This window comes from Methylobacterium sp. (assembly GCF_019745455.1).
Classification (GTDB): domain Bacteria; phylum Pseudomonadota; class Alphaproteobacteria; order Rhizobiales; family Beijerinckiaceae; genus Methylobacterium.
Genome location: NZ_JAIETD010000027.1, coordinates 37,755 through 49,322 on the forward strand (window position 1 = coordinate 37,755; position 11,568 = coordinate 49,322).

Below are 11,568 nucleotides of genomic sequence, written 5' to 3' on the forward strand. Positions count from 1 at the left end.
AGCTTGCCTATCAGTTAACCCCATTTGGCCTAGCCAGCCGCTTCCAGTGTTTCGACGACGAGATTGCCATTCGTGTAGACGCAGATCTCCGCAGCAATACGCATCGCCTTCCGAACGACGACTTCTGCGTCGTCAGGGCCGTCCTCGAGTGCCCGGGCTGCGGCCAGGGCAAAGTTTCCGCCCGAGCCAATCGCCATGACGCCCGTCTCCGGCTCCAGCACATCACCGGCTCCCGAGAGCAGAAGGCTGACGTCCTTGTCGGCGACCAGCATCATCGCCTCCAGGCGGCGCAGGTAGCGGTCGGTGCGCCAGTCCTTGGTCAGCTCGACACAGGCGCGGGTGAGCTGGCCGGGATATTGGTCGAGCTTGGCCTCCAGCCGCTCGAACAGCGTGAAGGCGTCGGCCGTGGCCCCGGCGAAGCCGCCGATGACCGCGCCCTTGGCGAGGCGCCGGACCTTGCGGGCATTGCCCTTCACGATGGTCTGCCCAAGGCTGACCTGCCCGTCGCCGCCGATCACCACCCGGCCGCCCTTGCGGACCATGAGGATCGTTGTGGCATGCATCTGGGGCAAGGTGGATTCGTTGTGTGGCAAAGGGAACTCCGGGCCGAACCGCGTCGGTCTCGAAATCAGGTATGGCGTCGGTCAGGCAATTGCCACCGCGCGTCTCACACGACCACGGTCAGAGACCGCGCCGCCCGCGTCAGGCCGGTATAGAGCCAGCGCGCCCTGTGCTCGCGGAACGCGTAGGATTCGTCGAAGAGCACGACGTCGTCCCATTGCGAGCCCTGCGCCTTGTGAACGGTGAGAGCGTAGCCGTAGGTGAACTCGTCGGTCTCGCGGCGCTGATAGGCCGGGATCTCGGCCTCCGAGCCCTCGATCACCGCGCGCAGGACCTTGATGTCGACGGCGCGCCGCCGCAGGGCCGGGTCGTCCTCGGGCACCACGTCGAGGCGGATCGTGTCGGGGCGCGGCGAGGCGCGCAGGGCCTGCACCGTCCAGGTCGAGCCGTTGAGCAGGCCCTTGGTACGGTCGTTCCTGAGACAGACCAGCTTCTCGCCCACAGCCGGCATCGTATCGGTATGTCCGGCGAGTTCGCGCAGGCGGTTGTTGTAGAGCCGGCGCGTCTTGTTGAGGCCGACGAGAACCTGATCGGCCTCCAGAACCAAGCTCGGGTCGACGTCGCGCCGCGAGACCACGCGGCTCTCGCCGTAGGTGCCGACAGAGAGGCGCCCGCCCTCGCGCACCGTCATCGCCATGCGGACGATCGGGTCGTCGGCGGCCTGGCGATGGACATCGGTGAGCATCACGTCGGGCTCGGCCTCCGTGAAGAAGCCGCCGCCGCGCACCGGCGGCAACTGGGCCGGGTCGCCGAGCACCAGCACCGGCTTGTCGAAGGAAAGGAGATCGTTGCCGAGATCCGAATCCACCATCGAGCACTCGTCGATGACGATCAGTTCGGCCTTGGCGGCAGGGCCGGAGCGGTTGAGGGTGAAGGCCGGGCCACCGTCCTCGGTCTCCTTGGTGCGGTAGATCAGGCTGTGGATCGTCGCGGCGTCATGGCAGCCCTTCTGGCGCATCACCGAGGCCGCCTTTCCGGTGAAGGCGCCGAACACCACGGCGCCATCGACATCGTCGGCGATCCTGCGGGCCAGGGTGGTCTTGCCGGTGCCGGCATAGCCGAACAGGCGGAACACCTGCGCTCCGCCGCCCTTGCGCCAGGCGGAGATGGTCTTCAGCGCCGCCTCCTGCTGGGGAGCGAAGCGGGTGGGAAGGTTCTCGGCCGGCTCTGCGTCGCGGCTCACGGCCAGCGCACGGTGGGCGGCAGCGAGGACAGGATCGAGGCGACGTTGCCGCCGGTCTTGAGGCCGAAGATCGTGCCTCGGTCGTGGAGCAGGTTGAACTCGACGTAGCGGCCGCGCCGAACCTGCTGCTCGTAGCGGTCGGCCTCGGTCCAGGGAGTGGAGACATTGGCTCGGACGATGGCCGGATAGGCTTCGAGCAGGGCGCCGCCGACGTCGCGGGTAAAGGCGAGGTCGGCCTCAGGCTCGCCGGTCCAATGATAGTCGTAGAAGATTCCGCCGATGCCGCGGGGCTCGCTGCGGTGTTTCACGTGGAAATATTCCTCGCACCACGCCTTGTAGCGCGCGTAATCCGCGGCCGGATGGGCGTCGCAGGCGGCCTTCATGGCGGCGTGGAAGGCCAGGGTGTCGGGGTCTTCCTGGGTTCGCCGCCGGTCGAGCACGGGGGTGAGGTCGGCGCCCCCGCCGAACCAGGCCTTCGTCGTCACGACGAAGCGGGTATTCATGTGCACGGTCGGAACGTTCGGGTTCCACGGATGCGCGATCAGCGAGATGCCGGTGGCGAAGAAGTGCGGATCCTCGGCGGCGCCCGGCATCTGGGCGCGGAACTCGGGGGCGAACTCGCCATAGACCGTCGAGACGTGGACGCCCGCCTTCTCGAACACCCGGCCCTTGATCATCGCCATGGTGCCGCCGCCGCCATGACTGCCGGTATGGTCGGTCCGCGTCCACGGCGTCTTCTCGAACCGTCCCGGCTCGACGGGAGCTTCCGGGAAGAACGGCCCCGCCGCCTCGGATTCGAGCGTCTCAAGGGCGCCGACGATGCGGTCGCGAAGGGTGGCGAACCACGTCTCCGCCTGGCCCTTCAGCGCGGCGAGGTCGGCCTCCGAGGGAAGCGGATGCGTGGTGTTCGGCATGGTCATGGGCCTTGGCTTAGCCATCGGGCGCAACCGGCGTCAATTCGGAAAGCCACCGTCATCAGGGGTCGGGCGATCGAGGACTTTGCACCGAGAACCAGCGGCGATGCCCAAGGACGATGCGCGATGTCCAAAACTCCGGCGCCGAGCAGCGCATCGGACGGCAGCGAGACTGTTTGCAACAGTTTGAAATGCCTCTAGCCTGACGATTCGTCGGTGGATTCGATCGCGTGACGACTGGTCGTCGCGATCCTGGTTTCTGGAGGCTTTCGATGTCAGGTCCGAGCGAGCAGACGATCGTCCGCGGCGTATGCCCCCACGACTGTCCCGATACCTGCGCGTTCCTGTATCACGTCGAGGACGGCAAGCTCGTCGACGTTACCGGAGACCGCGATCACCCGATGACCCGCGGCGGTCTGTGCGTGAAGCTCAACGACTTCGCCGACCACCACTACAACCCTGACCGCATCCTCTATCCGATGAAGCGGGTCGGTCCGAAGGGGAGCGGTGCCTTCGCCCGCATCTCCTGGGACGAGGCGCTCACCGAGATCAAGACGCGCTGGACCGACATCATCGGCACCTACGGCGCCGAGGCGATCATGCCGCACGCCTATCTCGGGCATCAGGGCACCCTCAACGGACTGACGGCGGGCGACGCCTTCTTCAACCGGCTCGGCGCCTCGGTCGCCGAGAAGACCTATTGCGAATCCGGCTCGTCCACGGCCTGGCACATGACGGTGGGCGGCACCGGCGGCCTCGACATCGAGAGCTTCGCCTATGCGAAGTACATCATCGTCTGGGGCATGAACATGATCAGCACCAACCTGCATGGTTGGCCGTTCCTCCTCGAAGCCCAGAAGAAGGGCGCCAAGATCGTCGTGATCGATCCGGTGAAGTCGCGCACGGCGAAGGCGGCGGATTGGCACATCGCGATCAAGCCCGGCACCGACGGCGCCCTGGCGCTCGGCATGATGAACGTCATCATCGCCGAGGGGCTCGTCGACCAAGATTACGTCGACCGCTACACGATCGGCTACGAGGAACTGAAGGGCCGCGCCGCGGAGTACCCGCCCGAGCGCGTCTCTGAGATCACCGGCATTCCGGCCGAGGACATCCGCACGCTCGCCCGCGAATACGCCACGGCCCGGCCCTCGGCGATCCGCCAGGGGGTGGCGCTCGAGCGCAGCCATGGCGGCGGCCAGGCGATCCGGGCGATCACCTGCCTGCCGGCACTCGTCGGCGCCTGGCGCCATGTCGGCGGCGGCACGATGGAGATGCCGATCTGGGAATTCCCGACCCGGTTCGATCGCATCTGTCGCCCCGACTGGATCAAGCCGGGCACCCGCGTCATCAACGAGCTCGACCTCGGCGCGGCGCTCACCGGGGAGCTCGCCCTCGATCCTCCGGTCCAGTCGCTCTTCGTCTACAATTCCAATCCAGTTTCGCAGGCGCCGGCCCAGGCCAAGATCGTCGAGGGCCTCAAGCGGGAGGACCTGTTCACGGTAGTGAGCGAATTGTTCGTCACCGATACGGCGAAATACGCCGACATTCTGTTGCCGGCGACGATGCAGGGCGAGCAGCTCGACATCATGGTGACCTGGGGACACCTCTACCTGATGCTCAACCAGCCCGCGATCGCGGCGCCGGGCGAATGCGTCCCCAATGTCGAGATGTTCCGGCGGCTCGCCAGGACCATGGGCTTCACCGACGATTACTGGGACCGGACCGAGGAGGAGATGCTCCTCGACTTCTACGATTGGGACGCACCCCAGCTCCAGGGCATCACCTATGACCTCCTAAAGGAGAAGGGCTGGGCGCGGCTCAATGTCGGGCTGCCGGGCGAGCGCGCCCCCCATGCGGAGGGCAACTTCAAGACCGCATCCGGCAAATGCGAGTTCAAGTCGAGCATGGCTGAGGGCGGCAACTTCGTCATCCCGGTCTGGCGCTCGATGTACGAGGCGATGCAGCCGGGCGAATATGTCGATCCGCTGCCGGATTACGTGCCGCCCTACGAATCGGCCGCATCGAACCCGGATCAGGCGCTGCGCTATCCGCTCAGCATCGTCTCGCCCAAGCCCCACGCCTTCCTCAATTCGCAATACGCCAACGAGGAGCACAAGAAGGCGCGGCAGGGCGCGTTGCGGGTGATGATCAACCCCGCCGACGCCGCGGCGCGCGGGATCCTGCCGGGCGAGCAGGTGCGGGTCTTCAACGATCGCGGCTCGTTCGAGGGACCGGCCGAACTCAGCGAGGACGTGGTACCGGGACTCGTCATGGCCAATGTCGGGCATTGGACGAGCGCGGCCTCCTCGGGCGCCTCGGTCAACGCGATCAGCTCGGACAAGCATTGCGGTCTGGGACGAGCCGGCACCTTCTCGGACAATCTCGTCGAGGTCGAGAAGGCCGCGGCGCCGATGCTCGTGGCGGCGGAGTAGCGCTGCCGGGCAGGCCAGCCCGTCAGCCTGGCGACGACTCTCCCGCGCTGAGGCGGCGAGCGAGGGCAGGACCGAGACCGATGCTGTCGACCGCCGGGAAGGCCACCCTCCCGGCGGAGCGGGCCCGTGCCGCCGCCAGGACGGCCCGCGTACCGGTGGCGACGGAACAGAGGACCGGCACAGGCACGTCCGGCTGAATGCGCTCGGCAAGGCCGGCGAGGGCGGCACCGCCGAGGATCACTACCTCGGCGCCATCCTCCAATGCGCATTGCCGGCACGCGGCGGCGAGCTCTGCAAGAGCCGCGTCGGGGTCGCTGGCGATGCGGTCGCCGGTCGGCGCGATGGTCCTGACGGCGGCGAGCCGGTCGGCGAGTCCGAGGGACGCGACGAACTCCGTCAGCATCGGTCCCCAAAGGATACCACCGGTGACGATGGCGAAGCGCCGGCGCCCTTCCGCCGCCACCCGGCATGAGGCCTCGGCCATGCCGATGACGGGCACCGGCGAGATCTCTTTCAGCGCCGCCAGTCCGGGATCGCCGAAACAGGCGAGATAGACGGCATCGCAGCCCTCGCCATGCTCGGCGAGGGCATCGAGGGCGGCATGTGCGGCGATCGCCGAGGCGGCCCGGCTCGCGATGTAGCGCGCACCGAAGCGGCCGGTGACGGGCACGAACTCCGCGGCGTTGCCGGCAACCCGCCGGACATGGTCCGTCACGAGCTCCGTGACGGACGACAGGGTATTCGGATTGACCAGAAGGATACGCATGTCCCGTCCTCAGGCAGTCGGCATGCCAGTGGAGGACGATTGCCACGCCCCGCCCTGGCGCATCGCCTCGCCGAGGATCATCCCGGCCGCGACCGCGACGTTGAGCGAACGCAGGCCCGGACGGATCGGCACCAACACTCGCGCATCGGCTGCCGCGTGGACGCCATCCGGAACGCCGGCCGATTCACGGCCCATCAGAAGGCAATCGCCGGGCGCGAAGGCGAAGTCGGCATAGGTGGTCGCCCCCTTCGTGGTGGCGAGGACGAGGCGGATGCCCACTTCCTCGCGCCATTCCGAGAAGGCGTCCCACGACCGGTGCCGCGTGATCGCGACGTGGTCGAGATAATCGAGGCCCGAGCGGCGCAGATGACGGTCCGAGACATCGAAGCCGGCCGGCTCGATGATCTCGACGGCAAGCCCGAGGCAGGCGGCGAGCCGCAGCATGGTGCCGGTATTCTGCGGGATGTCGGGCTGGTAGAGGGCGAGGCGGAACATGGTTGCAGCTGGCTCGGGTTGTCGTCTGCGGCATCGCCCCCCGGTTGGCCCTGCGTCAAGTCGGCCTACATCCGGGTCAGTCAATCCCGCGGTGCGATCGCCGCCATCCGAAAGTTCTGCATGTTCCTCGATTGGCTCGAGCGCCGCATCGATCCCTTCGCGCCCTTCGACGACGAGCGCATGCCGCCCAAGAGCGTTACGGGCTTTGCCGGCTTCTACCTGAAGCCGATGCGCGGCGCGCTCGCGCTGCTGTTCGTCATCGCCCTCATCGCCGGCACGGTGGAGGCCTCGCTCTACCTCCTGATGGGATGGTTCGTGGACCTTCTCAATACCGCCAACAAGGCGACGCTGCTCGCCGACCATGGCTGGCAGCTCGCCCTGGCCGCCGCGATGGTCCTGGTGGTGCGCCCGATCTCGATTTGGCTGCACGAGCTTCTCTCGAACCAGCTGCTCGTGCCGCAGGCGACGAACCAGATCCGCTGGCGCACCCATATCTATACGCTCGGCCACTCGCTCTCCTATTTCCAGGCCGATTTCGCGGGCCGCCTCGCCAACCGGGTCGTGCAGGTCGGGCCGGCGGTGCGCGAGCTCGCCGTCGTGTTCATCGACACGCTGCTCTACGTCGCGATCTACGCCGTAACGGCGGTGGGCCTGTTCGGCTCGATCTCGCTCTGGCTCGCATTGCCGGTGGTCGTCTGGGTGATGGCCTATGCGGCGCTTACCCGTTGGTTCGTCCCGCGCGCCCGCTCGCGCTCCCTCGCCACCGCCGACACCCGCTCGGCGCTGATCGGGCGCGTCGTCGACAGCTACACCAACATCCTCACCGTGAAGCTCTTCGCCCGCACCAGGGAGGAGCGCGCAGCCGTGCGCGAAGCGGTGGACGTCCACACCAAGGCGTACCTGCACCAGTTCCGCCTCGTGACCTCGACGACGACGCTGCTCGGCATCCTCAACAGCACGCTCATCGTCGCCACCGCCACGATGTGCCTCGTGCTGTGGCAGCGTGGAGGGTTGACGACGGGGGAGGGCGCCGCCGGCCTCGCCCTGGTCCTGCGCCTCATCGCGATGTCCGGCTGGGTAATGCAGACTGTGCGCGGCATCTTCGAGAATGTCGGCGTGATCCAGGAGAGCATGCAGACCATCTCGCGGCCGCACGCCATCACGGATCGGCCCGCCGCCGCGACGCTCGCGGTACCCGGCGGCGAGATCCGGTTCGATCATGTCGGTTTCCATTACGGCCGCGGCGACGCGCGCATCATCGACGACCTCTCGTTCCGTATCGCGCCCGGCGAGAAGGTCGGGCTCGTCGGTGTCAGCGGCGCGGGCAAGACCACGATCACCGCATTGCTCCTGCGCCTGCACGAGGTGGAGTCGGGCCGCATCCTGGTCGACGGCCAGGATATCGCCAATGTGACCCAGGATTCCCTGCGCGGCGCCATCGCGATGGTCACGCAGGACACGTCGCTCCTGCACCGCTCGATCCGGGACAACATCGCCTATGGCCGGCCCGACGCGACCCAAGCCGAGATCGAGCGCGCCGCACGCCTTGCCCAGGCCGACGGGTTCATCGCAGAGCTCGTCGACCACAAGGGGCGCAAAGGCTACGACGCACAGGTCGGCGAGCGCGGCGTCAAGCTTTCCGGCGGCCAGCGCCAGCGCATCGCCATCGCCCGCGTCATCCTCAAGGATGCGCCGATCCTGATCCTCGACGAGGCGACCTCGGCGCTCGACAGCCAGGTCGAGGCCGCGATCCAGGAGAGCCTCGACACGCTGATGGCGGGCAAGACCGTGCTGGCCATCGCCCACCGGCTCTCGACGATCGCAGCCCTCGACCGCCTCATCGTGATCGACCGGGGCCGGATCGTCGAGGAGGGCCGGCATGTGGAGCTCGTCGCCGCAGGCGGTCTCTATGCGCGGTTGTGGCAGCGCCAATCAGGTGGATTTCTCGGCGATGTCGAGACGTCGCTCAGCGCAGCAGCTGAGTAGGCGAACTTTTTACAACACCCGCCAGATCAGGATGACCGAAATATTAACGGTCTAAGTCGACGCGCGAACGGCTATACGCCGCCAGCAGAATTTAACATTTGTTGAGACGTATATTTGTATACATTAAACTGTCTTGTCTTTATCGTTGGCAATGAGCACTGTGCAGTTTTTACAGAGCACAGTGCATAGAAACGGAAAAGTTACCAATTTCCGGGAAAATAGGGCTTAAGCCATAAGAATGAAAGCCGACACTCATGCTCCGTTCGCCTTTGACCCGCTTCCGCGAGCAGCGCGCCTGGCTTAGTGCGATCGACAGATCTCTCGGCACGATCGAGTTCGCCCTAGACGGGACGATCATTGACGCGAACGACAACTTCCTCAGCGTCGTCGGCTACGGGATCGACGAGGTGCGCGGCAAACATCACCGCATGTTCGTATTGCCTGAGCACGCCGCGAGCCGCGAATACCAAGGTTTCTGGGACTCACTCCGCGTGGGCAAGTACCAATCGGCCGAGTATGAGCGCATCGGCAAGAGCGGCAACCGGATCTGGCTTCAGGCAACCTACAACCCGATCCTCGACGGGCGCGGACGGACCGTACGAATCGTCAAGTTCGCCACCGACATCACCGCTCAGAAGCGGCTGAGCGCCGAGTTTCGCGGCGAGACACAGGCAATCGGGACGTCGCAGGCCGTCATCCACTTCAATCTCGACGGCACCATCATCGACGCGAACGACAACTTCCTCCAAGCGGTGGGCTACACGATCGAGGAAATCCGCGGCAAGCACCACAGGATGTTCGTCAATCCGGAAGAGGCGGCCAGTGCGGAATACCAGCGGTTCTGGACACGGCTCGCGGCCGGCGAGTTCCAGGCCGCAGAGTATAAGCGGTTCGGCAAGGGCGGCCGCGAGATCTGGCTCCAGGCGACCTACAACCCGATCCGCGACATCGACGGCAAGCCGTTCAAGGTGGTGAAATACGCAACCGACATCACCCGGGAGAAGATCGGCAATGCCGATGCCATGGGTCAGCTCGCTGCGATCACTCGGGCACTGGCCGTGATCCAGTTCGACGTCGATGGCAGAATCCTCGAGGTCAACGACAATTTCCTCGCCGCGGTCGGCTATCGGCGCGACGAGGTTATCGGCAAGCTCCACAGCATGTTCGTGGCACCGGACTACGCCAGGAGCGAGCAGTACAAGGCGTTCTGGCAGAAACTGCGCAACGGCGACTTCGTCTCGGGCATGTTCCAGCGCTTTGGCAAGGGCGGCAAATCGGTCTGGATTCAGGCAAGCTACAACCCGATCTTCGATCCCGACGGGAGGCCCCTCAAGATCGTCAAGTATGCCACCGACGTCTCCAGCAGCATGGAAGCGCGCAAGATCGCGGTCGATGCAGCGGAGAGGACCCTCGACAACGTCCAGGCCGTCACGGATGCGGCCGAGACCATGAACACCGCGGCGGTCTCGATATCCGAGACCATGGCGCGTTCGAGGGCAGCGGTCGATGACATCCACGGCATGACGCACGAGGCCGATGCCTCCACCGCCAGACTGCGCGATGCGGCCCAGTCCATGGGCAGCGTGGTGCAGTTGATTACCGATATCGCGCAGCAGATCAATCTCCTCGCTCTCAACGCCACGATCGAAGCGGCGCGGGCGGGAGCGGCGGGTCGCGGCTTCGCCGTGGTCGCCACCGAGGTGAAGGAACTGGCGAGCCAGACCACCGCGGCCACGGCCAAGATCGCCTCCGAGATCGCCGACATGCAGGGCGTCTCGGACGCCGTGGTATCGCAGCTAGCCTCGATCACGGAAGCGATCGGAGCGATCCGCCAGTATGTTGCCGGCGTTGCCGATTCCACCGATTCCCAGAGCAAGGCGACCGGCGAGATCCTGATCAGCATGCGTCAGGCTTCGGGCGGCGTCTCAAGCATCAGCATGAGTCTCGACGACTGGACCGTCGGCGTCGAGGAGCGCCGCGCCGATCGCCGCAGCCGCGTTCTCCTTCCGGCCCTCATCCATACCGCAAGTGGCCAGATACCCTGCACGATCCGCAATCTGTCGAGCAAGGGCGCCAAGCTGCACACGCGCCGCTGCGGCGACGTTCCGGAGCGTTTCGACCTCGTCGTTGAGGATGACGGGCGGCGCATGAGTTGCACGGTACGTCGCCGCGACGGCGACGAGATCGGCGTCCAATTCGCTTGATCGCCGATAGCCGGCTCGTCGAGACACGGCTTGGCGTCGGCGATCGCTTGGCGTGAAAGAGCCCGATAGCTCTGCCGGTCACGGTGGCCGAAGCGCCAGCGCGCTGGTGCTTTTCCGTCGAACGCCCGGCTGATGTCCTCGGGCGGTGTTGCCCAGCACTTGCGCAGCCGTCCCCCCGGCCTGCGCCGCAGACAAATTCAAAGCGCCCCGCATCGTTCACGCGCCCTTGACTTCTGGTGACGCGCGGTCGCATTGCACAACGCGGCGGGATGATGCTTTCCTTATTCAAAGTCGCATCTCTCGCGGCTCGCCGAAGAGCCGTTCACGGCTTCAGCCGTTCGGTCGAGCTGGCACCCTCCGCAGATTTGGAGTTTACCTTGGCCATTACCGAATCCGGCGCCGCAAAACCGGACGGCTCGCGTCGCGACTTCCTGTTTTTGGCGACTGGCGCCGCTCTCGCTGTTGGAACGGGCGCAGCGGCCTGGCCCTTCGTCGCCTCGATGGCGCCCGACGCGGCAACGGTGGCAGCCGGCGCACCGCTCGACGTGGATCTCGCCCCGATCCAGGAAGGCCAGATCATCAACGTGTTCTGGCGAGGCAAGCTCATCTTCGTGCGCAATCGCTCGGAGAAGGAGATCAAAGAGTCGCAGGACGTCAAGCTGACTGAGCTGATCGATCCGCAGCCGGACTCCGCCCGCGTGAAGGAAGGCCATGCCAAGTGGCTCGTGGTCTACGGCAATTGCACCCATCTCGGTTGCGTGCCGATCGGCCATCAGGGGCCCTATCAGGGCTGGTCCTGCCCCTGCCACGGTTCGCTGTTCGATGCCGCTGGGCGCGTTCGCCGCGGGCCGGCGCCGAGCAACCTTCCGATTCCGCCCTACGTGTTCGAAGGCGACACCAAGATCCGGATCGGCGAAGAGGGCGGCAAGGCCGTCGCCTGACGACAGTTCACAGGATTTGAATC

Annotated in this window: 9 protein-coding genes; 4 read left to right on the forward strand and 5 right to left on the reverse strand. The window is 66.1% G+C overall.

Features of this window, described 5'->3' with window-relative positions; genetic code table 11:
• Positions 1-29: 29 nt before the first annotated feature.
• From hslV to hemF, 3 genes are all read right to left on the reverse strand, one after another.
• Complete coding sequence (gene hslV, locus K2Y56_RS05330) at positions 30-563, reverse strand: ATP-dependent protease subunit HslV (RefSeq protein WP_292505931.1); 534 nt, start codon at positions 561-563, stop codon at positions 30-32.
• A 104-nt stretch (positions 564-667) separates the two neighbouring features.
• Positions 668-1,804 carry an AAA family ATPase gene (locus K2Y56_RS05335; RefSeq protein ID WP_292505852.1) on the reverse strand — a complete coding sequence of 379 codons (1,137 nt, stop codon included), beginning with the start codon at positions 1,802-1,804 and terminating at the stop codon, positions 668-670.
• On the reverse strand, positions 1,801-2,724 hold the full coding sequence (hemF, locus tag K2Y56_RS05340) for an oxygen-dependent coproporphyrinogen oxidase (protein ID WP_292505854.1): 924 nt from the start codon (positions 2,722-2,724) through the stop codon (positions 1,801-1,803). Before hemF ends, K2Y56_RS05335 begins: the two co-directional genes overlap by 4 nt.
• 266 nt (positions 2,725-2,990) lie before the next feature.
• On the opposite strand from hemF, the gene K2Y56_RS05345 reads away from it, so the two are divergent.
• A complete protein-coding gene (locus tag K2Y56_RS05345) occupies positions 2,991-5,153 on the forward strand; it encodes a molybdopterin-dependent oxidoreductase (protein ID WP_292505856.1) in 2,163 nt (720 codons plus the stop codon).
• Between the two features lie 22 nt (positions 5,154-5,175).
• On the opposite strand, the gene K2Y56_RS05350 is transcribed toward K2Y56_RS05345, so the two are convergent.
• Entirely contained in the window at positions 5,176-5,919 is a 744-nt protein-coding gene (locus tag K2Y56_RS05350; RefSeq protein WP_292505858.1) for an aspartate/glutamate racemase family protein, read from the reverse strand.
• Between the two features lie 9 nt (positions 5,920-5,928).
• Entirely contained in the window at positions 5,929-6,414 is a 486-nt protein-coding gene (locus K2Y56_RS05355) for a tRNA (cytidine(34)-2'-O)-methyltransferase (RefSeq protein ID WP_292505859.1), read from the reverse strand.
• Positions 6,415-6,534: 120 nt separating this feature from the next.
• Between K2Y56_RS05355 and K2Y56_RS05360 the strand changes: the two genes are divergently transcribed.
• The 3 genes from K2Y56_RS05360 (at position 6,535) to petA (ending at position 11,545) form a co-directional block, all read left to right on the forward strand.
• Entirely contained in the window at positions 6,535-8,400 is a 1,866-nt protein-coding gene (locus K2Y56_RS05360; protein WP_292505861.1) for an ABC transporter ATP-binding protein, read from the forward strand.
• Between the two features lie 254 nt (positions 8,401-8,654).
• Positions 8,655-10,604, forward strand: a complete 1,950-nt coding sequence (locus K2Y56_RS05365; protein WP_292505863.1) for a PAS domain S-box protein — start codon at positions 8,655-8,657, stop codon at positions 10,602-10,604.
• Positions 10,605-10,981: 377 nt separating this feature from the next.
• On the forward strand, positions 10,982-11,545 hold the full coding sequence (gene petA / locus K2Y56_RS05370; RefSeq protein ID WP_292505865.1) for a ubiquinol-cytochrome c reductase iron-sulfur subunit: 564 nt from the start codon (positions 10,982-10,984) through the stop codon (positions 11,543-11,545).
• Positions 11,546-11,568 lie beyond the last annotated feature (23 nt).